We start from the raw sequence: 26,711 nt of genomic DNA, 5'->3' as shown, positions 1-26,711 counted from the left end.
ACACCTCAACCATCTTTCAGGGTGACAAGAACATGCAGAACATCCTCGTGACCGGCGGCTGCGGTTTCATCGGCTCCAATTTCGTGCGCCTGGCCCTCGGCCGGCTCCCTGACTGCCGGCTGGTGAATCTCGACAAGCTGACCTACGCCGGAAATCCAGCGAACCTGGCGGACATCGCCGCCGATCCCCGCTACCGTTTCGTCCAGGGTGACATTTGTGATGCTCCCCTTGTCGAAAAGATCTTTGCCGAGGAGGGGATCGACACCGTCGTGCACTTTGCCGCCGAGTCCCACGTGGATCGCAGCATCGACGGCCCGGCGGCCTTCATCCAGACCAACATCGTCGGCACCTTCACTCTGCTGGAGGCCGCCCGCAGGTTCTGGCTGGGGGAGACTTCCCCCGGCCCGGCGCCCGCCACCCGGCGCTGTTTTCTGCACGTGTCCACCGATGAAGTTTACGGGTCGCTCGGTGAAACCGGCCTTTTCACCGAACAGACGCCCTTCGATCCTCGCTCCCCCTATTCGGCCAGCAAGGCCTCCTCGGATCACCTGGTCAGCGCCTACTTTCACACCTACGGGCTGCCGACCGTGATCACCAACTGCTCCAACAACTACGGTCCCTACCACTTTCCCGAAAAACTCATCCCTTTGATCATCAACAACGCCCTCAACGGCAAGGACCTGCCGGTTTACGGCGACGGGAAAAACGTGCGCGACTGGCTCTACGTGGTGGATCACTGCTCGGCCATCCTCAGTGTGTTGCGAAATGGCGAACCCGGGCAGACCTACAACATCGGGGGGAACAACGAAAAGCAGAACCTCGAGGTGGTCCAGACCATCTGCGACCTTCTGGACGAGAAGGTCGGCCCGTTGCCGGGAGGCCTGCCCAGGCGCGGCCTGATCAAGTTCGTCAAGGACCGCCCCGGCCACGACCGCCGCTATGCCATCGACGCCAACAAGATCAGGACCGAACTGGGCTGGTCCCCCTCGGTGAGCTTCGAGGAAGGCATCCGCAAGACCATCGACTGGTACCTTGCCAATGGGGCCTGGATCCAGTCCGTGCTCGACGGCTCCTATCAGGAATATTACCGAAAAATGTATGAGGGCCGCTGAAATGGCCGGCCCGCGGCGGCTTGCCCTGGTCGGGGCCAAGGGGATGCTGGCCACCATGGTGGCGCAGAATGCCCCCGCGAATTGGGAAATCCTGCCGCTGGATCTGCCGGAATTCGACCTGACCGATGAGCAGGGAGTTCGGCAAACCCTGACCCGGCTGCAGCCGGAGCTGATCCTCAACTGCGCCGCCTTCACCAATGTCGACGCCTGCGAGAGTCAGGAGGAGCTTGCCACCCGGGTCAATGGCGTCGGGGCAATGCACCTGGCCCGGGCCGCCGCAGCGCTCGACGCCACCCTGGTGCACATCTCCACCGATTATGTCTTCGACGGGCTGAAAGCCGAGCCTTACCTGGAGCAGGACGCGCCCGATCCCCGCTCTGCCTACGGGCGCTCCAAGCTCGCCGGCGAACGGGCCATTCTCGCCAGTGGGCTGCAGCGGTATTTCATCATCCGCACCAGCTGGCTTTATGGCCCCGGCGGAAAGAATTTTGTTGAAACCATCCTGCGCCTGGCCGCCGAGCGCGAGGAGCTGCGCGTCGTCGCCGACCAGGTCGGCTCCCCCACCTACACGGGGGATCTGGCCCGGGCGCTGTTCCGGCTCCTCGAGCTGGAACAGGTGGAGGGTCGAAGCCCTTACGGAATCTATCATTTTGCCAACGCCGGCCAGTGCAGCTGGTTCGATTTCGCCGCCGAAATAGTCCGCCTGGTCCGCGAGGCCGGGGGCCCGGTGAAGGCCCGGCAGGTGGCGCCGATTCGCACCGAGGACTATCCTCTGCCGGCCCAGCGGCCCGCCTATTCGGTTCTCAGCACGGCCAAGTATCGCGCGGTGACGGGGCAATCCGTTCCTCCCTGGCAGGAAAGCCTGCGGCATTACCTGCAAACACGAACATCCAACTGACCATCCACGAGGTGTCAAGCATGTCCGGGATCAAAAAGGGAATCGTGCTGGCCGGCGGCGCCGGCAGTCGTCTTTACCCCTTGACGCTGGTAGCCAGCAAGCAGCTTCAGCCGGTTTACGACAAGCCGATGATCTACTATCCGCTGGCCACCCTGATGCGCGCAGGCATCCGTGAAGTGTTGATCATCTCCACCCCTCAGGACACTCCCCGCTTCCGTGACCTGCTTGGAGACGGCAGCCGCTTCGGGATCCGTATTTCCTACGCCGTGCAGCCCGAACCGAAAGGGATCGCCCAGGCATTCCTGGTCGGAGAGGAGTTCATCGGCGGCGATTCGGTGGCGCTGATTCTTGGCGACAACATCTTTTACGGCCGGATGGAACTGGCGCGCCTGGCCCAGGAATTCAATGGGGGCGGCCTGGTATTCGGTTATGCGGTCAAGGACCCCGAGCGCTACGGGGTCGTCGAGTTCGACGAGTCGGGGCGGGCCCTGGGGATCGAGGAGAAGCCGCAGCGGCCCAAGTCGCATTTCGCGGTGCCGGGTCTGTATTTCTATGACAACCGGGTGATCGGTATCACCCGCGAGCTCAAGCCTTCTCCCCGGGGGGAGCTGGAAATCACCGATGTTAACATGGAATACCTCAGGCGCGGCGAACTGCGGGTGGAAAAACTCGAACGGGGCATCGCCTGGCTGGATACCGGCACCCATATGAGCCTGCTCGAGGCGAGCCACTTCATCGGCACCCTGGAGGCCCGCCAGGGCCTGAAGATCGCCTGCCTGGAGGAGATCGCCTTCCGCAAGGGCTTTATCGATCGGGCCGAGTTGCGGACGATTGTCGAAAATACCCCCAAATCCAGCTATCGCGACTACCTGGAAATGATCCTGCGGGACGGCCTGTAATGCGAACCCTCCGCACCTCGATAGCCGACGTTCTGCTTATCGAGCCGCGCGTTTTCGGGGACGTCCGGGGGTTTTTCCTCGAAAGCTTCAACCAGAGGGGCTGGGAGGAGGCCACCGGTCTGCAGACCCGATTTGTCCAGGACAACCATTCCCGTTCGGTGCGGGGGACGTTGCGCGGGCTACATTACCAGGTCCACCGTCCCCAGGGGAAGCTGGTGAGGGTGGTCAGCGGCGAGGTCTTCGATGTCGCCGTGGACCTGCGGCGATCGTCCCCGGACTTCGGCAAATGGGTCGGGGCGCACCTGTCGGCCGAGAACATGCGCCAGATGTGGATTCCCGAAGGGTTTGCCCATGGCTTCCTGGTGCTTTCGGAAGTGGCCGACTTTCTCTACAAGGCCACGGATTATTACTGCCCCGAGCACGAGCGCTGCATCGCCTGGAACGATCCCGACCTGGGCATAGAATGGCCCATCGAGGGACAGCCCCTGGTGTCGGCCAAAGATGCCGCCGGGGGGAGCTTTCGAATAGCCGAGACCTATTGAGGGCCTGCGTGGTCTATCGCCTGCAGGCCGGGCTTTAGCGGCCCACTGACCTGAAACCCTGTTCAGAGAAACTGCCATGATCATTCCCGTAATTCTTTCCGGTGGGGCGGGTACCCGCTTGTGGCCCCTGTCTCGAGAACTCTACCCCAAGCAGCTGCTGCCCCTGGTCGACGAGGGGACCATGCTGCAAAATACCGTCGGCCGCCTGGCGGGCGTCAGCGATCTGGCCGCGCCCCTGGTGGTCTGCAACGAGAGCCACCGTTTCATGGTGGCGGAACAGCTTCGGCTGGTGGAGCGCCCCGCCAGCGCGATCATCCTTGAGCCGGTTGGGCGCAACACGGCGCCAGCCGTGGCGGTGGCCGCCCTGCAGGCCCTTGCCGACGGGGATGACCCCTTGCTGCTGGTGCTCCCAGCCGATCACGTGATTCGCGACGCCGCGTCGCTGTGCACCGTGGTGGAGGGCGGGCGGCGCCTTGCCGAGCAGGGGAGCCTGATCACCTTCGGGGTGGTCCCCACCGGTCCGGAGACCGGCTACGGCTATATCAAGGCCGGGTCGGCCCTGGAGACGGGAGTGGACTCCCCTGCCTATGCGGTCGCCCGCTTCGTCGAGAAGCCCGACCTGGTCACTGCATCGCGCTATCTCGAGGAAGGCGGCTACTTCTGGAACAGCGGGATGTTCCTGTTCAAAGCCTCCCGTTACCTTGAGGAGCTGGAGCGGCTGGCCCCCGCCATGGTTTCGGCCTGCCGGGGCTCCTTTGCCGGTGCGGTGCGGGATCTTGACTTCACCCGGCTGGAACCCGCCGCCTTCGCCGGCTGTCCAAGCGACTCCATCGACTATGCGGTCATGGAAAAAACCGCCGATGCGGTGGTGCTCCCCCTGGATGCCGGTTGGAACGATGTGGGGTCCTGGTCCGCACTCTGGGAGGTCGGCACCCGCGACGGTGACGGCAACGTGCTGCGCGGCGATGTGCTGGTGCAGGATTCGCGCAACTGCTACCTGCATGCGGACAACCGGATGATCGCCGCCGTCGGCCTGGAGGATCACGTGGTGGTCGAAACCGCCGACGCGGTGCTGGTGGCCCGTCGCGACCGGGTCCAGGACGTCAAGGCGATCGTCGAGCAGCTCAAGGCCCGCAAACGCGGCGAGGCCCTGCTGCATCGGCGGGTCAACCGTCCCTGGGGGTCTTACGAAAGCATCGACAGCGCCGAACGCTTCCAGGTCAAGCGGATTTCGGTGAAGCCCGGAGCCTCGCTCTCGCTGCAGAAACATCATCATCGGGCGGAACACTGGGTGGTGGTCCGCGGCACCGCGCGCATCACCCGCGGGGAGGAGGTTTTCCTGCTTTCGGAGAACCAGTCGACCTACATCCCGCTGGGGGTCGTGCACCGCCTGGAAAACCCCGGGAAGATCGACCTGGAGATCATCGAGGTGCAGTCGGGAAGTTATCTCCAGGAAGACGACATCGAACGGATGGAGGACGTCTACGGACGCTGACCCGCGTTCCGGAGATGTTCGCCGATTAAGGGCAAGAGGTTATTTCATGAAATTGAGCTGTTTCAAGGCGTATGACATCCGCGGCCGGATTCCCGACGAACTCAACGAGGACGTCGCCTACCGGATCGGGCGGGCCTGTGCCGAGTTTCTCCAGCCGTCGCGGATGGTGGTGGGGCGCGACGTGCGCCTGACCAGCGAAGGGCTCGGCGCCGCTCTCGCTCGCGGCCTCACCGAAGGGGGAGTCGACGTCTTCGATATCGGCCTTTGCGGCACCGAAGAAATTTATTTCGCGACCTTCCACGAAAAAATGGACGGCGGCATCATGGTAACGGCCAGCCACAACCCCATGGACTACAACGGGATGAAGCTGGTTCGCGAGGGCTCCAAGCCGATCAGCGGCGACAGCGGCCTGGAACGCATCCGCCAGCTGACGGCCGCGGGCCGCTTCGCCCCCGTAGGGCGCCAAGGAGTGGTCCGGCCCCTGGAGAGCAGGCCGGACTACATCCGGCACCTGCTTGATTACGTCGACGTGGCGGCGCTGCGCCCCCTCAAGGTGGTGGTCAACGCCGGCAACGGCTGCGCCGGGCCGGTGATCGACCTGCTGGAGAGGCACCTGCCCTTTGAATTCATCAAGGTCTTTCATGCACCCGACGGCACCTTCCCCAACGGCATCCCCAACCCCCTGCTTCCGGAAAACCGCGGAGCGACCGCTGCTGCCGTGCGCGAGCATGGCGCGGACGTAGGCATCGCCTGGGACGGTGATTTCGATCGCTGCTTTCTCTTCGACGAACAGGGCGGCTTCATCGAAGGGTACTACATCGTCGGCCTGCTTGCCTCGGCGCTTCTGGTCCACCACCCGGGCGCGCGCATCATTCACGATCCGCGCTTGACCTGGAACACCATCGACCTGGTCGCTGCCGCCGGAGGTATAGCGGTGCAGAGCAAGACCGGCCACGCCTTCATCAAGGAGCGGATGCGGGCCGAGGACGCTGTCTACGGGGGGGAGATGAGCGCCCATCACTATTTCAGGAAGTTCGCCTACTGCGACAGCGGCATGATCCCCTGGTTGCTGGTCCTGGAATTGATGTCTCGAACCGGCAAGCCGCTGTCGGCCCTGGTCAGCGAACGGATGAAGGCCTATCCGGCCAGCGGCGAGATCAACCGGCGCCTGGCGGACCCCCAGGCGGCCATTCGCCGGGTCGAGGAGCATTATCGCCCCGCGGCCCTGCTGGTCGAACATGTCGACGGGTTGAGCATGGCCTTCGAAAACTGGCGGTTCAACCTGCGCTGTTCCAACACCGAACCGGTTTTGCGCCTCAACGTCGAGGCCCGGGGTGATGCCCGGGTGATGGAGGCCCGAACCCGGGAGATCCTCGGCATGCTCGATGGTTAATGCCAAATGGAGTGAAAGTTTTTGTTGTCAGATACCCATTGGCGCATTAACATAAGTCCTTGATAATGCATCCTCCCGACCATCGGGAGCCTGGAGCCACAGGCGGCGCAGGCGGCGCAGGCGGAACGGCCCACAGGGGGCCGGAAAGCCGTGCGACGCCTGCGTCCGCTTCGGGCCCGGGCATGGTCAATGGACCCCGGTGATCCTTGCAATACCCTTCCTGGTCCTGCGGGGGAGGAGAATCGTTTTTTTTTGTTGATTGGGGCCCGGTGTGCCGGGATTTTCTTTGCGGGGAGGGGTGCCGCGGGTGGATTCGACCAACTACTTGTTTATCTTCATGACCGCGCTGTTTGCGGCGCTGATCATGGTGCCCGCCCTGCGGCGCTGGGCCCTGGATACAGGGGCCGTCGACGTTCCCGATGCCCGCAAGGTCCACACCCAGGTTATTCCCCGGGTCGGCGGGATCGGCATCTTCATTGCCGCGGTTTTCTCGCTGCTGGTTTTTTTCGACTTCGATTTCCGCCTGCGGGGCATCCTCGCCGGCGGCTTCGTGGTGTTCGTGACGGGGTTGATCGACGACCTGCACGGTCTTTCCCCGCGGTGGAAATTTTTCGGGCAGGTTTTCGGCTGCGTCATCACCATCACGGTGGCCGATCTCAAGATTCACTCCCTGGGTAACCTGTTCGGAACCGGAGCGATCCAGTTGAACCCCTTGCTCGCGGTACTGTTTACCATCTTTGCGGTGGTCGGGGTGGTCAACGCGGTCAACCTGATCGACGGCCTGGACGGCCTCGCCGGGGGGGTCTCCGTTATCGCCCTCTCGGCGTTTCTCACCCTCGGCTATCTTGACGGCAACGCTTCCGCAATGGCGCTGTGTGCCGCCACCCTAGGCGGGGTCCTGGGGTTTTTGAAGTACAACTTCTATCCCGCACGGATCTTCATGGGGGACACCGGAAGCCTGGTGGTGGGGTATCTGCTCGGCTTTCTGGCCGTGCTGCTCACCCAGGGGCAGGGGAGCGCGATCCCCGCTGTTGTGCCGGTGCTCATTCTCGGGCTCCCCCTGATCGACACCATCTGGGTCATGACCCGTCGCGTGGTGGAGGGCAAGAGCCCCTTCGCCCCCGACCGCACCCACGTTCATCACAAGTTCCTCGACCTGGGCTTGGAACACCGCTTTACCGTGCTGGTGATCTACGGCATCTCGCTGTTCTGGGCCCTGTTCGCCATCCTCTTTCATCAGCGGCCGGAATATTTTCTGCTCGGGTTCTATCTGCTCTTTTCCGTTGCCGCTTACGTCGGACTGCGCTACCTGAGTCGCCACCGCGACCGGTTCCGGTTCTTCGCCAAGGACTCCGCCGGGGGGATCCGTGAAACCGCCACCTACCGGCGGATTGCCGATCTTTGCGCGATGCTCGTGCCGCCCGGGGTGGCGGCCCTGTTTCTGGTATTTCTGCTCATTTCACTGGTCTGGGGGGAGGCGGCCGGCGGCCGGTTGTGGCAGGTGTGCCTGCTGCTGTTCATCGGCGGCGCCGGGCTGCTCTATTTCACCCGGGATACCGCCAACAGTTACCTGCTGGCCATCCTTTTCCTGGTGGGGCTGGTTTTCGTCTTCTGCCTGGAGAATCAGACCCCGCTCGGTGCCGGCCGGCCCATCCCCTTGCGGATCGCCGATTTCACCCTGGGGACGATGGCCCTGCTGGTGCTGGGCATGACCATTTTCCCCAAGCGCGGAGCGCATTTTTTGTCGACGGTGGATTTTCTGGTCTTCAGCTTCACCGTCTTCGCGGCGATCGTCCTGTTTCAGACCCCCGCCCTGATGGGTTACACCAGCCTGATCTGGCGGGGGCTGGTTCTGTACCTGGCCCTCAAGATCATGGCGGGCCAGAACCGCATAAAATCCGGGTACATGGTTTATCCCATCCTTGGAGTGCTGCTGATTCTCGGGGTGCGCAGCTGGCTCGGTCCGGGCACCTGAACACCGGGGAGTCCTTCTGAAAATAACGCAAAGGAGTCGAACCCTATGAACCTGACCGTGATCGGCACCGGCTATGTAGGCCTGGTGACCGGGGCATGTTTCGCCGAAATGGGCAACACCGTCACCTGCGTCGACGTGGACCGGGGCAAGATCGAGAAACTGATGAACGGGGTGATTCCCATCTACGAGCCGGGGCTTGACGATATCGTCGTCAGCAATTTCAAGGAGGGGCGCCTGCGCTTCTCGACCTCGCTGGCCGAGGCGATGAAGGAGTCGAATATCTATTTCATCGCCGTGGGGACCCCGCCCGGCGAGGACGGCTCGGCCGATTTGAAATACGTGCTCGGCGTCGCCCGGGAGATCGGCACACAGATGCAGGATTACTGCGTCGTGGTCGATAAATCGACGGTTCCCGTGGGCACCGCCGAAAAGGTCCGCGGCGTCATCCGCGAGGAGCTCGCCCGGCGGGGAGTAGAGATCCCCTTTGACGTGGTCAGCAATCCCGAGTTTCTCAAGGAAGGGGCGGCGGTGGATGACTTCATGCGGCCGGACCGGATCATCATCGGCTCCGACGGCGACCGGGCCAGGGAACTCATGCGCACCCTGTACATGGACTTTTCCCGCAACCACGACCGCATCCTGATGATGGGGATCAAGGATGCCGAGATGACCAAATACGCCGCCAACGCCATGCTGGCCACCAAGATCAGCTTCATGAACGAGATCGCCGGGCTATGCGACAGCCTGGGGGCGGATGTCGAGAAGGTGAGGCTGGGCATCGGCTCCGACAGCCGGATCGGCTACTCCTTCATTTACCCGGGCTGCGGATACGGCGGTTCGTGTTTTCCCAAGGACGTCAAGGCCCTGATCCGCATGGCCGAGGAAAACCGGCTCGAACCGGTGGTTCTGCAGGCGGTGCATGGCCGGAACGAAGAGCAGAAGCACGTGCTGAGCCGAAAAATCACCGCCCGCTTCGGCAGCGATCTTTCCGGGTTGGTCTTCGGGGTCTGGGGACTGGCCTTCAAGCCCGGCACCGACGACATGCGCGAGGCGCCCTCCGTGGTGCTGCTGCGCTCTCTGATCGGGGCCGGTGCGCGGGTTCGGGCCTACGATCCGGTTGCGATGGACGTGGCCCGGGACGAATTCCCCGCGGCCTGGTTCGAGAACGGCTCCCTGTCCCTGGCGAAACACCAGTACGAGGCGGTGGAGGACGTTGACGCCCTGGTGCTGGTGACCGAGTGGAAGCCCTTCCGTCACCCCGATTTCTCGGCCATGAAAAAAATGATGAAACAACCGATCATCTTCGACGGCCGCAACCAGTACGATCCCCCCAGGGTCAAGGCCGAAGGGTTCGAATACACGGGTATTGGCAGGCGTTAGGAGCCTTCTCCAGGGATTTTGGACAGTTGTCGCAGGGGGGGGATTGCCCACCGGCGCAACTTTAATCCGGTGCGGATTTTATAAAACAAGAGGAAAATCGAGATGAAACGTATTCTGGTAACCGGCGGGGCCGGCTACATTGGCAGCCACGTCGTCAAAGCTCTGGGGGAAGCCGGCTACGAGGTGCTTACCTATGACAACCTGTCCACGGGCAACCGCTGGGCGGTGCTGAGCGGCAGGTTGGTCGAGGGGGACCTGGCGGACCGCGAGCGGTTGAGCCGGGTCGTCGCCGATTTCCGGCCCGCCGCGGTCATGCATTTTGCGGCCGCCATCGAGGTGGGGGAGAGCGTCACCAACCCCCTGAAATATTATCGAAACAACACCGTGAATGCCCTGAACCTCATCGAAGTGATGCGCGAGCAGCGCATCGACCGGATGATCTTCAGTTCCACCGCGGCGGTCTACGGCATCCCCGAGGTGATTCCCGTGGCAGAAGGGGCGCCCCTGGCCCCCATCAACCCCTATGGGGCCTCGAAGATGATGACGGAGCGGCTTCTGGCCGACCTGGACCAGGCCGATGAAAATTTTCAGTACATCGCCCTGCGTTATTTCAACGTAGCCGGCGCCGATGCGCAGTGCAGGATCGGCCAGGATTACAAGAACCCCACCCACCTGATCACCCGGGCGCTAAAAACCGCCCTGGGGCAGTTCAACCAGCTGCAAATCTTCGGCACCGATTACCCGACCCCCGACGGGACCTGCATCAGGGACTACATCCACGTCGATGACCTGGCCGAGGCCCACCTGGTGGCCCTCCGGCACCTGGGCGCGGGCGGGCGGAGCGGGATCTACAATTGTGGGTACGGGCACGGTTTTTCGGTGCGCGAGGTGGTCGAAGCCGCCAAGAAGGTCACCGGCATAGATTTTCCGGTGGTGGAAGCTGCGCGCAGGGAGGGCGATCCGCCCAACCTGATCGCCGACAACCGCGAGATTGTCGCCGCCCTGGGCTGGAAGCCCCGTTTCGACGATCTGGATTACATCCTGCGGACCGCCTGGGACTGGGAGAGAAAACTGGCCAGCCGCCAGGGGTAGATTCGCCGGCCGGGCTCGCCGGGGCTGGTCCACAGCACCCACCGCAGCCCAGGACTGCATCATTTTATTTATTCCATAGTGTCCCATGTTGGGGTGCCTTGTTATCCAAAAGGAGGATTGTTCCATGCAACGACGCTGTTTCAGCCTGCTGCTGGGCCTGGTTGCGGCCCTGGTTCTTGCCGCCGCTCCTGTCCTGGCCGCCAACCCGTCGGGCGCCTTCACCCTGACCCCGCTTGCCGGAAGTTATGTTTTCGAGGGAAATCAGAATATCGACGATGATGCGGTCTTCGGGTTGGCCCTGGGGGTCAACATCGATGAGCATATCGCGGTGGAGGGTCTGCTCAGGTACCTCGAAACCAATCTCGAAAACTCGTCCCAGGACCTCACTCTTTATGCCGGTCAGCTTGATCTGCTCTACCATTTTTTTCCGCAGAACCGGTTTGTCCCCTATGTTGCCGCCGGCCTCGGCTACATGGTCAAAGATCTGGACCGCGGTGGCTCGGACGAGGACCCGCTGCTCAATTACGGCGTCGGCCTCAAGTATTTCGTCTCCGACAAGGTCGCCCTGCGTCTCGACGCCCGCCATATTTTTGAGCTGAACGTGAACGAGGGTGCTCACACCCGGGATGCCTTTCAGAACCTGGCCTACAGTGCCGGTCTGACCTTTCACTTCGGTGGCAGTTCCCCGGCCGTAAAATCCGTGGAACAGGGCGGGCCTTCGAAAATTGCCCCGGTGCCGGCCCCGGCCGAGGCACCGGTGGTGGCGGCGCTCTCCGAGGCGGAGATGGCCGACAAGGCCGCAGTCGGGCAGGGGAGGGTCGAGGCGGCGGTGATGGTTGATTCCACCGATAGCGACGGCGACGGAATCCTCGACACCATGGACAAATGCCCCGGCACCCCCGAAGGGGTCCTGGTGGATCACCTGGGCTGCCCCCCGGTTCTGGAAAAGCCCCGGTCCCTGATGCTGGACATTCATTTCGCCACCGGGCGCAGCGAAGTCGCGCAGCGCTTCCATCAGGAACTCGCCGCCGCCGCCGCTTTCATGAAGCAGAGCGGGGGGAGCCACGCCGTGGTCGAGGGCCATACGGACAGCACCGGCGCCGCGGAGGCCAATCTGAAACTCTCGCTGCAGCGGGCGGAAAGCGTGCGGGCTTACCTGATTCGGCATTTCGGTATCGAACCCGGACAGATCAAGGCAGCGGGTTTCGGCGCGGAGCAGCCGGTGGCGGACAATGCCACCGCAGAAGGGCGCAGACTCAACCGGCGGGTGGTGCTGACCGTGGCGCCCTGATCGACAACCGCTAATCCAGCATTGGTTCGCAAAAAGGCCGGGGGCTCCCCGGCCTTTTTGCGGCACGGCCCAGGGTTCCGGCAGCATCAGCCGGTGTCCGCTCCGTCCCTTCGGGGTTGAAAAGGGCCGGGTTGGCTGGTTGGGGCAGGTCTTTCGGGTGGTTTGCACCTTTTTTGCATGAACCTCGTAACATCGGAACGGATGTGAACTGCAACCTGGACCTGAAGGGATCTGTCGTGGCGAGAAAAAATGTAAAACTTGGCCAAATGCTCATCGACGCCGGGATTATCGACGAATTTCAACTCGACTCGGCCCTGTCCTACCAGCGGCACTGGGGCGGCCGCCTGGGCGGCTCCCTGATCCGGCTCGGCTACGTGACCGAGGAAAAATTGCTCGATTTTCTCGCCGAGCAGCTCGAACTGCCCCAGATCGACCCCGCGCGGCGCAAGATTCCCGCCGACGTGCTCGGCTATGTGCCGATGGAAAAGGCGGTCGAATACAACATCATCCCCATCGGCCGCAAGGAGATGTATGGCACGGTCTACCTGCTGGTGGCCATGTCGGATCCGACCAACCTCAATGTGCTGGACGCTCTTCAGTTCGCCACCGGTTGCCGGGTCAAGCCCGCCATCGCCTCGCGCAAGTCGATCCTCGAGGCCATAGAGCGCCACTACGGACCGCTTCCGGCCGACGAGGACCTGGTCTCCGCACCGCCCTCCGTGCGTGAGAACAAGGCGGAGCTTTTCGACCTGGAAGAATCGCCTGAGCTTCTGCTATCCGGGTCCTCCGGGGCGGACCAGCCCCCCGCGAGCCTGGAGCAGCGCCTGCAGCAGCTGCTGATTCTGCTGCGCGACAGGGGTGTCCTCTCCCTTCAAGACTACGAGCGGCTCAAGTAGCCAGAGGCGCCCCGGCGCCTGCTTCGCCGAAAATGCCGATTCTGCCCTTGAACCTTCGGGCATTCTCCTTTAACCTTTACCCCAATCCGTGCGTCTTTCCCGGGCAATGGTCTTTTCCCGCCCCGAACCCATGGATTCAGGCTTTACAACACCTCTGGTTTTCAATCGGTATTTTCGGGACGAGCATGCGTTCATTTTTCCTGCGAGATGTTTTCTGGAGCCGCCTGCAGGCCAACCGGATGGCCATGAGCGGCCTGGTCATCGTTCTGCTCATGTTCCTCATGGCCCTGGTCGCTCCTGTCCTGGCCAGGGACCCTGGCGCCATCGACATCGCCAGCCGCCTGCAGGCTCCGAGCTGGGCCTATCCTCTAGGGACCGACGACCTGGGCCGGGACGTACTGGCCAGGATCCTCTACGGCGCCCGGATCTCGCTGCTGGTCGGCTTCGTGGCCGTGGGGATCGCCACCCTGATCGGCACGGTGCTCGGTGCTTTGGCCGGGTATTACGGCCGCTGGGTCGACTCGCTGATCATGCGCTTCGTGGACATCATGCTCTGCTTCCCCTCCTTTTTCCTGATCCTGGCGGTCATCGCCTTTCTGGAGCCGTCCATCTGGAACATCATGATCATTATCGGCCTGACCAGTTGGATGGGGGTGGCCCGGTTGGTGCGCGCCGAGTTCCTCTCGCTGCGCGAGCGCGACTTCGTCCAGGCGGCGCTGGCCCTGGGGGCCGCCGATCTACGGGTGATCTTCAGACACATTCTCCCCAACGCCCTCTCCCCGGTGCTGGTCCATGCGACCCTGGGGGTGGCCGGAGCGATCCTCACCGAGAGCGCCCTTTCGTTTCTCGGCATCGGCGTCCAGCCTCCCACCCCGTCCTGGGGGAATATGCTGATCGCCGGCAAGCAGACCCTGGGGACCGCCTGGTGGCTTTCGGTCTTCCCCGGCTTTGCGATCCTGGTCACCGTTCTCGGCTACAACCTGCTTGGTGAAGGGATCCGCGATGCCCTGGATCCGCGCATCAAGGAAGGCGAGTGAAGGGCATGGAGGTTTTTCGAGGAGCCCACGGATGAGCGTCGGCCGCAACGACCCCTGCCCCTGCGGCAGCGGGAAAAAGTACAAAAAATGCTGCCTGGATAAAGCGGGGCAGCCTCGTCCGATCCCGGACCTTGCCCCTGTCGAGCTGGTCCAGGCCCGGGCCCGGGCCTTTGGCCGGGGGGACTTTGAATTTATCTACGATTCCTACCACCCCGAGTCCTACTTTATCGAGCAATTCCCCGACCGGGCTGCCTATCTGCGCTATGGACAGCGCACCCTGGCCGAAGACTTCGAGATCCTCGAATGCCGGATTCTCATGGAAAAAACCGGCGGGGACGAGGCCCGGGTCATTTTTTACCTGGATACCCGGTTCAAGGGGACCCGCAGCGAGAGTTTCGAGCTCTCCCTGTTTCTGCGCACGCCCGAGGGCTGGCGCTACCATTCCAGCCAGAAGCTCTCCCGTGAGGAATACACGGGCCAGATCGCCGATATCGGCTGGGATGACTTCGAAAAGGTCAAGGACAAGGTTTACTTCTGACCCCGTTATCGAATATCCGGACCGGCCATGAAAATTATCGACGACGACCTGATCGATCGCCTGGTGGGCGAAGCCCAGGCCAGCCCGAGATTGCGCAGGAACTTCAACATCCACGACAGTTACGAGGATCCCTGCCAGCGACTTCTCAACGCCGTCGAACCGGGCAGCTACATTCGCCCCCATCGCCATCTCGAACCCCCCAAATCCGAAACCTTCGTCCTGCTGCGCGGCCGGATCGCGCTGCTGGTTTTCTCCGGTGAAGGTGCGGTCGAAAACCAGATCGTCCTGGGGGCGGGGGCAAACTGCGCCGACATCCCTGCGGGGACCTGGCATGGCCTGATCGCACTGGATTCCGGTTCGGTTTTTTTCGAAACCAAGCCCGGCCCCTATATTCCCCTCTCCGACAAGGACTGGGCCCCCTGGGCACCCGCCGAGGGCACCCCCGAGGCCGCTGCCTACCTGCGGGAATTGCAGAAAACCGTTGAATCTGGTCTTCTGACCACTGACCACTGACCACTGACCACTGACCTTATGCCCGAACTCCCCGAAGTCGAAACCACCCGCCGCGGCATCGAGCCGCTGATCACCGGGCGCATCGTCACCCGGGTCGTGGTGCGCGTGGCCAAGCTGCGCTGGCCCATCAGCCGGACCCTCGAGGAAACCCTTTGCGGCCAAAGCATCCTCGGAGTCGAACGCAGGGCCAAGTACCTGCTGCTGCGCTTCGGGGCGGGGACGGCGCTGATTCACCTCGGCATGTCCGGCCACCTGCGGGTGGTCCCCGAGGCGACCCCGGCAGGCAAGCATGATCACGTCGACATCGCCCTCAGCGACGGCAACTGCCTGCGTTTCAACGATCCGCGGCGCTTCGGCGCCCTGCTCTGGCTGCCCAACGACCCGCAGGACCACCCCCTGCTCGCCGAACTGGGGCCCGAACCCTTCGCCGCCGAGATGGACGGCGACTACCTGTTCCAGCGCTCCCGGGGCCGAAAAGTGGCCGTCAAGCCCTTCATCATGGACCAGCGGGTCCTGGTCGGGGTCGGCAACATCTACGCCAGCGAGGCCCTGTTCCGCGCCGGGATCGACCCCCGCCGGGAGGCCGGCGCCGTCAGCCTCAAGCGCTACCGACTGCTCGCCGAGGCGATCCGGAAGGTGCTCGCTGAAGCCATCGCCGCCGGTGGAACGACGATCCGCGATTTTCGGGGCGAGGGGGGCAAGCCCGGCTACTTCGCCCTCCAGCTGCGGGTCTACGGCCGGGAGGGGGAGCCCTGTCCCGGGTGCGGCCGGCCCATAAGGGTTGTGCGCCTGGGCCAGCGGGCGAGCTATTTCTGCGCTTCTTGCCAGAAGTGAGGAGGCCCCTTTTTAGTAACCACGAAGAACACGAAGGACACGAAGTTAAGACCTTGTTCCTCGGGGTTTTTCTTCGTGCCCTTCGTGGTGGCAATCAAGGCCGTTTTGCTCCCATGTAGTGTCTGTGGTCACAGCATTCGCAAAGGATCCCACCATGGAAGGTTTTCGCTTCACCATCCCCTATAAGGTGCGCGTCGTGGATGTCAATTACGGCGGGCACGTGGCCAACTCGGCGGTGCTCAATTTTTTTCAGGACGCCCGCATCGCCTACCTGGCCAACCTCGGGCCCTACGGCGAGATCGACATCGGCGAGGGGTGCGGGATCATCCTCCCCGAAGCCCAGGTGAAATACCTGGCGGAGATGTTTCTGGGCGAGGAGCTGGAGATCGGCGTGCGGGTGGATGAGCTGCGCAATTCTTCCTTTGTGATGCGCTACCGCATCGAGCGGCAGGGGAGGGCGACAGCCGAGGGGACCACGGCTCTGGTCGCCTTCGACTACCAGAAGCGCAGGCCGCGGAGGCTTCCGGCCGGGTTCAGGGGGGCGCTCCAGAAATTCGAGGGGGCCTCCTTGTGAGCGATCGGTTGCGGACATATCAGCATCGAAATACAGCCTCCTTTTGAAGGGGATGGTGGTATCGGGCCAGAGGCTTCTCCAGGATGGAGTGGCCTTTTTTTTGACAAGGAAGATGGAGAAACTGGAGGTGTTTCGGAGGCCCCTGGTTTAAAGAGTAAAATCGGTTATATTGGTTCTACGAGGAGCCTTCAATGCCCGAAATCCATCCCGCATTCCAGGGACTTCTGGAGGGTTTCGAATTCGAGATCCTGAACAGTCCGGAACACTCGAACTTCGGGCTGTGGCCGGATCTGAGCTTCTCCTTTTTCAACGATGGCTGGTTCAGGTTTGCGGCAGAGAACGGCGGGGAACCGCTGATTTCCAGGGAGTGGCCGCTGGGCAGCTCTCTTCTTACGGCCACTCCCGCCATACTGCTGGACTTTTTTAACGACGGCTTTGCCCGGTGTCTTGACGCGGGGCGCCCCTGGGAACATAAATACGAATGCTCTTCCCCGGAGGTCTACCGGCTGATGCACCAGATCGTTTACCCCCTGCGAAATTCCGCCGGGTTCCTGGTGGTAAACAGCCTCCTGATCGAGCGGGAGATGCAGAGATCGCCGGAAAAGGAGAACCCCGATGACTACTTCGACCCCCACGGATTCGCTCACCAGTGCGCCCACTGCAGGAGAGTGAAGAATCTGCGGGTCAAGGACCGGTGGGACTGGATACCCGCCCTGGTGGCTGCCCCCCATCCGGACGTCAGTCACGGGCTTTGCCCTGTGTGCCGGGATTTTTACTATCCGGTAAGAAAGAACTAAGGATGCTGCGCATCAGGCAGGTCAGGTACCGCCTCCCTTTGAAGCGAGGATTGCTCTCCGAAGCGAATTTCATCCGGCGGCGTTCTTCCGCCAGACAATCACCTGGGACGCCCAATTCGGCATCCGGTTCCCGGAACTAACCCCACAACGTTCTTTCCCTTTGTCTTCTCCTGATCACCAAATTTCGTTTCTCAGGCCACGAGAAGTCGTCGAACACCAATTTCTGGTTCCGGGCCATGCCGCTCTCGGGAAGAGAATGTGAATGCAATTACAGGGATTTGTTGAGCTATTCAGGTTGGCATTGTGCATGCAATTCGGAGGGTAAAAAAAGTCGCAAGGCCTTCTGGCGCAGCCATTTATAAATCGCGACGCTCCTGGCTTGGTACCCACATGGGAAAGCGTCGCGCGGCATGCCCGGGGAAGGGAGGTAACGCAATGCAAGCCTCGATAATCCTGTTTCTCGATTTTGATGACGTTCTCAATACCCGTGAAAACCTGGCGAGGGGCGAACTGTTCGACCCTGACAAGGTTCAGGTTTTGAACCGCATTGCCGAAATGATCGAGTTCGAGATCGTGGTCACCTCAACCTGGCGCCTGGGGGCCACGGCCGAAGAGCTTGAAGAACTGCTCATTACCGCCGGGCTGCATGCCGATGGCCGGGTTATCGGCACAACCCCTTACCTGGAAGGCGAAACTCGGGGGGCTGAGATTATGGCATGGCTGCAGCAGACTCCGAAGCCGGTATCCAACTTTGCCATTCTGGATGACCGCGATGATGTGGCCCCCTTCAAATCCCGGCTGCTGCAGACCAGACCGGGGAAGGGGCTTTGCGAGGAGCATATCGGTGAACTGACGGAGATGCTGGCCGCTTGAGCCGAGCCTCGTTACAGGGAGGTGTGCGCACCGGACCTGGAAAAGCAAACCATCAGTTTCTGTCCTTTTTGATGCCCATTTTCTTGATCCTGGCGTTCAGGGTGGTTGGCGGCAGGCCGAGCAGACGGGCTGCGCCTTGCGGGCCGTAAATCCTGCCCGAGCACTGTTTCAGCGCCGTTTCGATGTTTTGCCGCTCCAGGTGGCGGATTTCCGTTTCGCTGAGGATTTTGCCCGGCTCCTGGCTGACTTCGAATGTTTTCGCCTGTTGAAGTTCCCCGGGCGAATCTTCAAGGTCCAGCCGCAGTCGGTTCCCCTTGCTGACGATCACCGCCCTTTCGATGATGTTCTGCAATTCGCGCACGTTGCCGGGCCAGTCGTAATTCTGCAACTGCAGTAGGTCGGCCTGGGTAAGCCCCGGCAGCGAGCGGCCGAACCTGCGGGCGGCCCGCCGGAGGAACAGGGAACACAGAGGCTGGAGGTCTTCCTTGCGCTCCCGCAGCGGGGCCACCTCGATCGGGAAGACGTTGAGCCGATAATACAGGTCGCTGCGAAAGTTGCCGGCTGCGACCTCCTCTTTCAGGTTGCGGTTGGTGGCGGCGATCACCCGCACGCTCACCTGCCGGGTTCGCTCTTCCCCAACCCGTTCGAATTGCCCTTCCTGTAAGGCCCGCAACAGCTTGCCCTGCAACTCGAGCGGGATCTCTCCCACCTCGTCCAGAAACAAGGTCCCACCATCGGCCGCCTCGAAGCGTCCGCCACGGTCCTTGAGGGCCCCGGTAAAAGCGCCCTTGACGTGGCCGAAAAATTCGCTTTCGAACAGGTCGCGGGGAATCGAGGCGCAGTTGACCTTGATCATCGGCCGTTCGCGCCGTTCGCTGCGTTTGTGAATTTCGCGGGCGACCAGTTCCTTGCCGGTCCCTGACTCGCCGAGGACCAGGACGTTGGCGTCGGTCGGCGCCACCATGTCGATCTGGCGGATCACGTTCTGCAGCGCCGCGCTCTGGCCGACGAACTCACCCATGGCGCCGATTTCGACGATCTCCTGGCGCAGAAAATCGCTCTCCAGCTCCAACTGTCGGTGCAGACGGTTGATTTCCTCGAAGGCTCGGGCATTGACGATGCTCATGGCGGCGTGGTCGGCGACCATCCGCAGCCACTGCACCTCCGCTGGAGCGGGCCGCGCCCGGGTAAAAAGCGCCAGCACCCCCAGCATTTCTCCCCGGCAGACCAGGGGTTGGCCGAGAAAGCCTCTGATCCTCTCCTGCCGCGCCCAGTCAGGCCGGGCGATCCAGGCGTCATCCGCCTCGATGTCGAGGACTTCGATTGGCTGGCCAGTGGCCGCGATCGTTCCGACCTTGCGCACGCCCACGGGAAACCGGCTGAATTCGCCGTCCAGGCGCGACCAGTCCTCTCCGGGAGAATTTTGGGGTTTGCCCGCGCTGGCGACCAGGTGCAGGCAAGCCTCCTCGCCGGGGCATTCCTCTTTCAATGGGCAGACGCTGCAGATATCGGCCGGATTGAGCAGCCAGATTCTGGCGAGGGCGGCCTGGGAACGGGCGGCCAGGCGCTGGACAATGAGGTTCAGAACCCCGGCCAGGGTGCGCTCCTGGGGCATGTCAAGCAGCAGTGACCGGTAATCTTCCAGCCCCATTTCCGGATCTAGCGAACGAATCATACGGCAAGGGTAACAACTCTTGGTTGCCGTGCAACCAAGTTTCGTTTTTCAACCAGTTTTGGTTGCGCCTCCGCATTGGGGTGGAATCAAAAAAACCTTTTGAAATCGACACATTGAAGCATTTTTTTCATTTGGCATGGTCATTGATCTTGTTTCTAGTCAAAGCGGCATTGAGCCGCCCAACCCTAGAGGAGAAAAACAATGGAACGGATCAAAGCCATCGCAATTGAAGAGGCAACGGGAAAAGCCAGGGAGCTTCTCGAAGGTGTCCAGAAAAAACTCGGGATGACCCCGAACATGATGCGCACCATGGCCCAATCGCCCGCAGTCCTTACCGCCTACCTGAATTTCAGCGGTGCCCTGGGGGGTGGCAGCCTGCCGGGCAAGCTGCGGGAGCAGATCGCCCTGGTCGTCGGGGAAGCCAACGGCTGCCAGTACTGCCTATCTGCCCATAGCGCCCTGGGGCAGATGGCCGGCCTGAGCCAGGAGGAGATTTTGGATAGTCGCCGGGGTGAGTCATCGGAAAGCAAGTCCCGCGTTGCCCTGCGTTTCGCCAGCAAGCTGGTTACCGAGCGCGGGCGCGTTGACGACCATGAGCTGGCGCAGGTTCGCAAGGCCGGGTTCAGCGACGGAGAGATCGCCGAAATCGTGGCCAACGTCGCTCTGAACCTGTTCACCAACTACTTCAACCACGTGGCTGACCCGAAGGTCGATTTCCCGGCCGTAGCGCCGCTGATCGATCAACAGGAGCGGCAGAGCGCCTGAGCATTGATCGGGGCAGGGCACCCGGGCGGGTGCCCTGTCCGGCAACCAAGAGCAGAAGTGCTATGAAAGAAACTACGCTCACCCTTAACAAACCGCCGGCAACTGGCGCGCTCCTGCTCATCGACCCAACACCCATGAAAAAGGAGATATTCCATGAACACGAAACAGACCTTCGGTTCCACCCTGCTGGTTTTCGCCTTACTGCTTCCCGCCATGGCGCTGGCCGGAATCCCCGATCCGGGCATGCAAGTCGAGAAAGGCCGCACCGCGCTGGTCATCACCGATCCGCAGAATGACTTCCTGAGCCCCAAGGGGGTGACCTGGGGCGTGGTCGGCAAGAGCGTTGTCGCCAACAACACGGTCGAAAACATCGAGGCCCTGTTCAAGAGCGCCAAGAGCAGCGGCATTCCGGTATTCATCTCGCCGCACTACTACTACCCCCACGACCACGGCTGGCGTTTCGAAGGGGCGCTGGAGAAGCTGATGCACACTATCGGCATGTTTGACCGCAAGGACGCCCTCGATACAACCGGCTTCGCAGGCTCGGGGGCGGACTGGCTGGAGCGCTACAAAAAGTACATTCAGGACGGCGAGACCGTGGTTACCAGCCCGCACAAGGTTTACGGCCCTGAGACCAACGATCTGGTGCTGCAGCTGCGCAAGCGCGGCATCGACAAGGTGATCCTGGCCGGCATGTCGGCCAACCTCTGTACCGAGTCGCATCTGCGCGAGCTGCTCGAGCAGGGGTTTGAGGTGGCCGTGGTGAAGGACGCAACCGCCGCCGCGCAGGTCGAAGAGGGTGATGGCTATGCCGCCGCGGTGGTGAATTTCCGCTTCCTGGCCAACACCGTCTGGACCACCCAGGAGGCCATCCAGACCATGGCTGGACGCTAGCAATACTTACCGCCACCCGGATCCGGCGGTCCGGGTGGCACCCGCAACAGGTAAGGAAAACTATTTGAAAACCGATATACAAGGAGAGAATCCATGGAACACATCGAGGGCATCAGCCGTCCTCCCTTGCCCCCCTTCACCCGGGAAACAGCGATAAAGAAGGTGCGCATGGCCGAGGATGCATGGAACACGCGGGACCCGGAACGGGTCTCTCTCGCCTACACCATTGACAGCGACTGGCGCAACCGCAGCGAGTTTCTGTCCGGGCGAGAGGCCATCAGGCAGTTTTTGCAACGCAAATGGGCGCGGGAATTGGACTACCGTCTCATCAAGGAATTGTGGGCCTTTGATGAAAGCCGTATCGCCGTGCGATTCGCCTATGAGTGGCGCGATGATGCGGGCAACTGGTTTCGCGCCTACGGCAACGAGAATTGGGAATTCGACGAGCACGGTCTGATGCGCCAGCGCATCGCGAGTATCAACGATCTGCCCATCAGGGAGGAGGACCGTAAATTCCACTGGCCGCTGGGTCGTCGCCCCGATGACCACCCGGGCCTTTCCGAACTGGGTGCCTGAGTTTGACCGTCGGGTCCAGCAAGAGCAGGCCTCGCTGGACGATCGACTTTCGTTTGTCTTGGCCGAAAGGCTTCCAGGGGCTTGCCCCCTTCCGATGGGAAGGAGAAAGACCATGAAAAGTCAATTAGGGCCTTAGCAGGGGGCGGGACAGGCCCGCAAAACTGGTTAGGGCGTGGCCTTTCCAAACCGCCTGGAGGATGTTGCGAATTCATCGAGCGAAAGTAGAATGAACTTGCAAACAGGGTTAATAAAAGAAGGAAAACCCGTTAAAAAGGAGAAAAGCCATGTTCGGACTCCGATATTATTCCATCACCCTGATTGCACTGCTGTTGGTTGTTACCAGCCAAACGGCACTGGCAGGCAGCATAGAACAGGCCACCGTCGCTGTTTCAGGCTTTGACGTAGTGTCCTATCACACCGAGAAGGAACCGATGCGTGGCAGCGGCTGGTTCGTCTCTGAGCACGATGGCGAAACCTACCTTTTTGCCAACGAGAAGAATAAGGAGCGTTTCGACAAAAACCCCGAACAATACTTGCCTGCCTTTGGTGGCTACTGCGCCTATGGGGTCGCGGTGGGCAAAAAATTCTACAGCGATCCGGAGGCCTGGCGGATCGTGGACGGCAAGCTGTACCTCAATCTCGATGCCGATATCCAAAACAAATGGCTGAAGGACATCCCCGGCTACATCCAGAAAGCGGATGTCAACTGGCCGAAGATCAAGGATAAGGTTCCAAGCGAACTGTAGGGCCCGACACTAGGGAGGCAGGCATCAGGCCTGCCTCCTGTTTCATGCAAAAGCGCCTGGAAGAGGACCTGGAGACGATCGTCGGTCATATCAAGAGGCCCTTGGAGGCTCAGAGCCTTTGACCCGTTAGTATGGAGGTTGCTGTCATGAAACTCCTCTCAGTCAATGTTTCCAAGCCCAAGACCATCGCTTACGACGGTAAATCGGTGACTTCGGGCATCTTTAAGGAGTCGGTGGCGGGGCGGGTCATGGTGAGAAAACTCAACCTGGAGGGCGACGGCCAGGCTGACCTGACCGTCCACGGCGGCGTCGACAAGGCGGTTTACGTCTATGACCTCGCCAGCTACCACTACTGGGAGCGGGAGTTGGGGCGAGCCGATCTCGCCTACGGCCAATTCGGCGAAAACCTCACCGTTGAAGGCCTGCCCGACGACCAGGTCCACATCGGCGACGTCTTTCGGATCGGCGAGGCCCTGCTGGAGGTGAGCCAGCCCCGGGTCCCCTGCTTCAAGCTGGAGATAAAGATGGAGATGCCGGGCTTCTCTCGGCAGTTTCTGGCCAGCGGTCGTCTGGGATTCTATTTCCGGGTACTGGAAGAGGGTATGGTCGGCGCCGGCGACACCATTGAGCGAGTCAAACCCGGTCCGGAGCAGATGTCGGTGCGGGAAACGGCCCATCTGCTCTATTTCGACTACGACAACCTCGACAGGCTCCACCGGGCGCTGCGCATCCCCGCCCTATCGCAGGGCTGGCGCGACGCCTTCGCGGAGCTGATTGGGACCTCGGAGGGTGCCCCGAAAAAGCCCCGGGCTGCGGCCAGGGCCTGGCAGGGGTTTCGGACCTTCGTCGTCGACAAGAAGGTGCCTGAAAGCCGGGACATCACTTCCTTTTACATCATTCCCGAAGACCGTGTACCCCTGCCGGTCTACCTGCCGGGGCAGTATCTCACCTTCAAGCTGGCCATCCCCGGCTGGCCCCGGCCGGTGATCCGCACCTATTCCCTCTCCGACGGACCCTGCCACGAAGGCTATTACCGCGTCACCATCAAGCGGGAACCACCCCCGGTTGACCCTTCGATCGCCTCGGGCTCCCATTACTTCCACGACCAGGTCGAGCCGGGCGCGCGGCTCAGCGTGGCGGCGCCGCGCGGCGATTTTTACCTGGATCCCGCGGAGGAGACGCCGGTGGTGCTGTTGAGCGGCGGCGTGGGGTTGACCCCCATGATCAGCATGCTCAACGCCATCGTCCATGTCGGCAAGACGCGGCCGGTCTGGTTCGTGCACGGCACCCGCAACGGCCTCCATCACGCCATGTGCAAGCACATGCGCCAACTGGCCGCCGAGAACGACAATGTCCGGGTGCATATCTGCTACAGCCGACCGCGTCCCGACGACATCAAGGGGCTGGACTACGACAGTTCCGGCCATGTGAGCGTTAAGCTGCTCAAGCGACTGCTCCCGAACAGGGAGATGGATTTCTTCCTGTGCGGCCCACCCCCTTTCATGAAGTCGCTGTTTCAAGACCTGCGGGCCTGGGGCGTTCCCGAGGGCCGGATTCGTTACGAACTCTTCGGCCCCGCCTCCCTGCTGACTGAGGGCACCCGGATCCCCTTGCGAAAACCCAAACCGGCCTCAGGGGCCGCCGATTTCGAGGTCGTTTTTCTCAAATCGGGGGTCACGGCCCGGTGGGACCCCGATTACGACAACCTGCTCGACTTCGCCGAGGACCAGGGGATCTTTCCCGAATTCGACTGCCGCTCGGGGATCTGCCAGACCTGCATGCATGAACTTCTCGAAGGCGAGGTGGACTATGTCGTCGAGCCGCTGGATCCGCCCTATCCCGGACGGGTGCTCCTCTGCTGCGCCCGGCCCAGGACGGACCTGGTGATCGATGTGTGAGCCTGCCGACGCGCCGGGTGTGTTGAAGCGCGTCGACGGGATGGAAAATCCGGGAACCGGAACAAGCGAAGGAAACAACGAAAAGAGGGGAACTTCCATTCATGAAATTTCCCCTACTCCCCATATCCGTTGTTTGCCGTTTTCGTCTTCTGCCTGTTCATCGCCCGCAGGGCCCAAAGTTTGTACGGCCTCTCCGCCCTCCTCGTGGGCAGGCTGCTGCTGCGAAAGGTCATCAGGCATCGCGCACTGCGGTTTTGGAGCCTCATCGGCCCCGCTATCATCATCCTGCCGACCTTTGGGTTCACGAACTACTGGATGAACGAGCCGGGCTTCACCTTCATTTTTGAATTCCCGATGGTGCTGGCGCCGAGTATCGTCGTGCCCCTGTTGCTTTTCCTGAATCTGCTGCTGGCATTGGGAGTTTTGGCAACAACCGGAACTCAAACAAGACCTTCATCCGGGAGGAAAACCTATGAAGATCCAGAGGATCACGATTGACCCCGACCCGTACGAACCCTTCCGCCTCGCCCAGGGCTATCGGGTCGGCGAGCTTCTCTTCATTTCGGGCCAGGCAGCGATCGACGGCAACGGACAAATCGTCGGCGCCGGCAACTTCGACGCCCAGGCGGAGCAGGTCTTCGCCAACCTTGAGCGGGTTCTGCGGGCCGGCGGCTCAAGCCTCGCGAACGTCATCAAGGTCACGATCTTCCTTCGGGACATGTCGAACTTTCCGAAGATCGTCGAGTTGCGTGGTCGCTATTTCACGCCTCCCTATCCGGCCGACACCATCGTCGAGGTCAGCTCCCTCTACTCCCCCGAGGCGCTGCTCGAGATCGAGGCGGTCGCCGTCGCCGACGAGGCGGTGGAGCGAAGGTGAAAGCGGTGACTTCACACCCCATTTACAGAAGGTGAGACATGGCAACCGACAAAAACGAATTGCGGCACCTGCCGGCCGTCCCGCCCGAGGAGACCTTCGACGGCACCTGGCCTTTCGAAGCCCGCTACAGCTAGGCGCCGGGTTTTAGGATGCACTACGTGGACGAGGGTAGAGGCGAAACGGTTCTGGCCCTTCACGGAGAGCCGACCTGGGGATACCTGTTCAGGCACCTCATCGAGGCTCTTTCGCCGCGACATCGCGTGATCGCCCCCAACCACATGGGCTTCGGCAAAAGCGAAACGCCCCAGGACCGAAGCTACCTGCTGCAGGACCACATCGACAACCTGGAGCGGTTCGTCCTGGTGGTTCGTGATGGTCAAGGACGCCAAAGGCCGTTTTCCCGGCAACCCGCCCTGGGGCGATGGCTGGGGCTGGGCGCTGTTCAGCGCGGACGATCCGGCCACAACCGTAACCAAAGACTACAAGACCGAGTGCATCCAGTGCCACCTCCCTGTAAAGGAGAACGACTGGGTTTATACCTACGGGTATCCACCCCTCAATTAACACATGGTCGCAGAGGACAATTGCCGAGGATTTTTTTTGGGGGGGGGGGAATGGGGAACCTTCCCCCACGCATGTCTTATTTGAGTTGAGTTTTTCGGCGATGAGGTGCCTCAAAAATAAATCCGTCCCCTTTTTTTTCCGGCATCACTGAAATGGCCGAGGCCAACCGCTACCTACGCGAACGTTACCTGCCCGCCTTCAATGCCGAATTCAAAGAAGCGGCCGCAGAGAAGGGATCCTGCTTCGTCCCGCTGCTCGCCGGCCAAGTGATCGACGACATTCTTTGCGAGCAGTACGACAGAACCGTTGGCCGCAACAACTGCATCACTTTCGAACGGCTCACCCTTCAGATCCCCCAGGACCAGCATCGGTGCAACTACATCAATGCTAAAGTCCGGGTCCATCGCTATCCAGACGGCTCCCTGGCGATCTTTCACGGCCCGCGAAGGTTGGCCAACTACCACCCCAACGGGCTGAACAAAGAGAGCCAAGAAGAGGATGCGGCCTGAGTACCCTCCCTGCCAGGCAAAGTGGACAATTCATTTGCTACAAAACCGGACAATTCTATTTGTTGACA

General features: G+C 61.7%; 28 protein-coding genes and 1 pseudogene. 28 read left to right on the top strand and 1 reads right to left on the bottom strand.

Annotated elements, in window-relative coordinates:
- Positions 1-32 precede the first annotated feature (32 nt).
- The 18 genes from rfbB to DESUT3_RS12435 all read left to right on the top strand — a co-directional run bounded on the left by rfbB (position 33) and on the right by DESUT3_RS12435 (position 18,139).
- A complete protein-coding gene (gene rfbB, locus DESUT3_RS12520) occupies positions 33-1,112 on the top strand; it encodes a dTDP-glucose 4,6-dehydratase (protein ID WP_221248823.1) in 1,080 nt (359 codons plus the stop codon).
- A complete protein-coding gene (gene rfbD, locus DESUT3_RS12515; protein WP_225911497.1) occupies positions 1,099-2,010 on the top strand; it encodes a dTDP-4-dehydrorhamnose reductase in 912 nt (303 codons plus the stop codon). Before rfbB ends, rfbD begins: the two co-directional genes overlap by 14 nt.
- A gap of 20 nt (positions 2,011-2,030) precedes the next feature.
- Complete coding sequence (rfbA, locus tag DESUT3_RS12510) at positions 2,031-2,909, top strand: glucose-1-phosphate thymidylyltransferase RfbA (RefSeq protein WP_221248822.1); 879 nt, start codon at positions 2,031-2,033, stop codon at positions 2,907-2,909.
- Positions 2,909-3,451: a dTDP-4-dehydrorhamnose 3,5-epimerase gene (rfbC, locus tag DESUT3_RS12505; RefSeq protein ID WP_221248821.1), complete on the top strand. Its 543-nt coding sequence runs from the start codon at positions 2,909-2,911 to the stop codon at positions 3,449-3,451. Before rfbA ends, rfbC begins: the two co-directional genes overlap by 1 nt.
- A 76-nt stretch (positions 3,452-3,527) precedes the next feature.
- Positions 3,528-4,946, top strand: a complete 1,419-nt coding sequence (locus DESUT3_RS12500) for a mannose-1-phosphate guanylyltransferase/mannose-6-phosphate isomerase (protein ID WP_221248820.1) — start codon at positions 3,528-3,530, stop codon at positions 4,944-4,946.
- Positions 4,947-4,992: 46 nt separating this feature from the next.
- A complete protein-coding gene (locus tag DESUT3_RS12495; protein WP_221248819.1) occupies positions 4,993-6,339 on the top strand; it encodes a phosphohexomutase domain-containing protein in 1,347 nt (448 codons plus the stop codon).
- Positions 6,340-6,646: 307 nt separating this feature from the next.
- Positions 6,647-8,314, top strand: a complete 1,668-nt coding sequence (locus DESUT3_RS12490) for an MraY family glycosyltransferase (RefSeq protein WP_221248818.1) — start codon at positions 6,647-6,649, stop codon at positions 8,312-8,314.
- 45 nt (positions 8,315-8,359) lie between these two features.
- The gene (locus DESUT3_RS12485) at positions 8,360-9,694 is read left to right on the top strand and encodes a UDP-glucose dehydrogenase family protein (protein WP_221248817.1); all 1,335 of its coding nucleotides are present in this window, start codon (positions 8,360-8,362) and stop codon (positions 9,692-9,694) included.
- A gap of 102 nt (positions 9,695-9,796) precedes the next feature.
- The gene (gene galE / locus DESUT3_RS12480) at positions 9,797-10,786 is read left to right on the top strand and encodes a UDP-glucose 4-epimerase GalE (protein WP_221248816.1); all 990 of its coding nucleotides are present in this window, start codon (positions 9,797-9,799) and stop codon (positions 10,784-10,786) included.
- A gap of 124 nt (positions 10,787-10,910) precedes the next feature.
- The gene (locus DESUT3_RS12475) at positions 10,911-12,077 is read left to right on the top strand and encodes an OmpA family protein (protein ID WP_221248815.1); all 1,167 of its coding nucleotides are present in this window, start codon (positions 10,911-10,913) and stop codon (positions 12,075-12,077) included.
- 236 nt (positions 12,078-12,313) lie between these two features.
- Positions 12,314-12,973: a GspE/PulE/PilB domain-containing protein gene (locus DESUT3_RS12470; protein WP_221248814.1), complete on the top strand. Its 660-nt coding sequence runs from the start codon at positions 12,314-12,316 to the stop codon at positions 12,971-12,973.
- Positions 12,974-13,158: 185 nt separating this feature from the next.
- Positions 13,159-14,010: an oligopeptide ABC transporter permease gene (opp4C, locus tag DESUT3_RS12465; protein WP_221248813.1), complete on the top strand. Its 852-nt coding sequence runs from the start codon at positions 13,159-13,161 to the stop codon at positions 14,008-14,010.
- 31 nt (positions 14,011-14,041) lie between these two features.
- The gene (locus DESUT3_RS12460) at positions 14,042-14,548 is read left to right on the top strand and encodes a YchJ family metal-binding protein (RefSeq protein ID WP_318835936.1); all 507 of its coding nucleotides are present in this window, start codon (positions 14,042-14,044) and stop codon (positions 14,546-14,548) included.
- A 27-nt stretch (positions 14,549-14,575) separates the two neighbouring features.
- A complete protein-coding gene (locus tag DESUT3_RS12455; RefSeq protein ID WP_221248811.1) occupies positions 14,576-15,061 on the top strand; it encodes a WbuC family cupin fold metalloprotein in 486 nt (161 codons plus the stop codon).
- Between the two features lie 18 nt (positions 15,062-15,079).
- The gene (gene mutM / locus DESUT3_RS12450; RefSeq protein ID WP_221248810.1) at positions 15,080-15,895 is read left to right on the top strand and encodes a bifunctional DNA-formamidopyrimidine glycosylase/DNA-(apurinic or apyrimidinic site) lyase; all 816 of its coding nucleotides are present in this window, start codon (positions 15,080-15,082) and stop codon (positions 15,893-15,895) included.
- 154 nt (positions 15,896-16,049) lie between these two features.
- The gene (locus DESUT3_RS12445) at positions 16,050-16,469 is read left to right on the top strand and encodes an acyl-CoA thioesterase (protein WP_221248809.1); all 420 of its coding nucleotides are present in this window, start codon (positions 16,050-16,052) and stop codon (positions 16,467-16,469) included.
- A 191-nt stretch (positions 16,470-16,660) separates the two neighbouring features.
- Entirely contained in the window at positions 16,661-17,266 is a 606-nt protein-coding gene (locus tag DESUT3_RS12440; RefSeq protein ID WP_221248808.1) for a hypothetical protein, read from the top strand.
- 435 nt (positions 17,267-17,701) lie between these two features.
- The gene (locus tag DESUT3_RS12435; RefSeq protein ID WP_221248807.1) at positions 17,702-18,139 is read left to right on the top strand and encodes an HAD domain-containing protein; all 438 of its coding nucleotides are present in this window, start codon (positions 17,702-17,704) and stop codon (positions 18,137-18,139) included.
- 52 nt (positions 18,140-18,191) lie between these two features.
- Here the strand turns inward: DESUT3_RS12435 and DESUT3_RS12430 are convergent, their stop codons facing one another.
- Positions 18,192-19,790 (bottom strand): sigma-54-dependent Fis family transcriptional regulator, encoded by a 1,599-nt coding sequence (locus tag DESUT3_RS12430; RefSeq protein WP_221248806.1) that lies wholly within the window; start codon positions 19,788-19,790, stop codon positions 18,192-18,194.
- 225 nt (positions 19,791-20,015) lie between these two features.
- Between DESUT3_RS12430 and DESUT3_RS12425 the strand changes: the two genes are divergently transcribed.
- The 10 genes and pseudogenes from DESUT3_RS12425 to DESUT3_RS12380 all read left to right on the top strand — a co-directional run bounded on the left by DESUT3_RS12425 (position 20,016) and on the right by DESUT3_RS12380 (position 26,643).
- Positions 20,016-20,579 carry a carboxymuconolactone decarboxylase family protein gene (locus DESUT3_RS12425; RefSeq protein ID WP_221248805.1) on the top strand — a complete coding sequence of 188 codons (564 nt, stop codon included), beginning with the start codon at positions 20,016-20,018 and terminating at the stop codon, positions 20,577-20,579.
- A 213-nt stretch (positions 20,580-20,792) separates the two neighbouring features.
- Entirely contained in the window at positions 20,793-21,473 is a 681-nt protein-coding gene (locus DESUT3_RS12420; RefSeq protein ID WP_221252544.1) for a cysteine hydrolase, read from the top strand.
- Between the two features lie 93 nt (positions 21,474-21,566).
- A complete protein-coding gene (locus DESUT3_RS12415) occupies positions 21,567-22,049 on the top strand; it encodes a nuclear transport factor 2 family protein (protein WP_221248804.1) in 483 nt (160 codons plus the stop codon).
- A 284-nt stretch (positions 22,050-22,333) separates the two neighbouring features.
- A complete protein-coding gene (locus tag DESUT3_RS12410) occupies positions 22,334-22,795 on the top strand; it encodes a YHS domain-containing (seleno)protein (RefSeq protein ID WP_221248803.1) in 462 nt (153 codons plus the stop codon).
- A gap of 146 nt (positions 22,796-22,941) precedes the next feature.
- Positions 22,942-24,693: an MOSC domain-containing protein gene (locus tag DESUT3_RS12405; RefSeq protein WP_221248802.1), complete on the top strand. Its 1,752-nt coding sequence runs from the start codon at positions 22,942-22,944 to the stop codon at positions 24,691-24,693.
- 180 nt (positions 24,694-24,873) lie between these two features.
- Entirely contained in the window at positions 24,874-25,191 is a 318-nt protein-coding gene (locus DESUT3_RS12400; RefSeq protein ID WP_221248801.1) for a hypothetical protein, read from the top strand.
- Positions 25,166-25,570 (top strand): RidA family protein, encoded by a 405-nt coding sequence (locus tag DESUT3_RS12395; protein ID WP_221248800.1) that lies wholly within the window; start codon positions 25,166-25,168, stop codon positions 25,568-25,570. Before DESUT3_RS12400 ends, DESUT3_RS12395 begins: the two co-directional genes overlap by 26 nt.
- A gap of 149 nt (positions 25,571-25,719) precedes the next feature.
- Positions 25,720-25,938, top strand: a pseudogene (locus DESUT3_RS21340) (alpha/beta fold hydrolase); the annotation flags it as partial.
- 4 nt (positions 25,939-25,942) lie between these two features.
- Entirely contained in the window at positions 25,943-26,134 is a 192-nt protein-coding gene (locus DESUT3_RS12385) for a cytochrome P460 family protein (RefSeq protein WP_221248799.1), read from the top strand.
- Positions 26,135-26,286: 152 nt separating this feature from the next.
- Entirely contained in the window at positions 26,287-26,643 is a 357-nt protein-coding gene (locus DESUT3_RS12380; protein WP_221248798.1) for a hypothetical protein, read from the top strand.
- Positions 26,644-26,711 lie beyond the last annotated feature (68 nt).

This window comes from Desulfuromonas versatilis, from assembly GCF_019704135.1.
Classification (GTDB): Bacteria; Desulfobacterota; Desulfuromonadia; order Desulfuromonadales; family NIT-T3; genus Desulfuromonas_A; species Desulfuromonas_A versatilis.
This window is presented reverse-complemented; position numbering and strand designations above follow the sequence as displayed.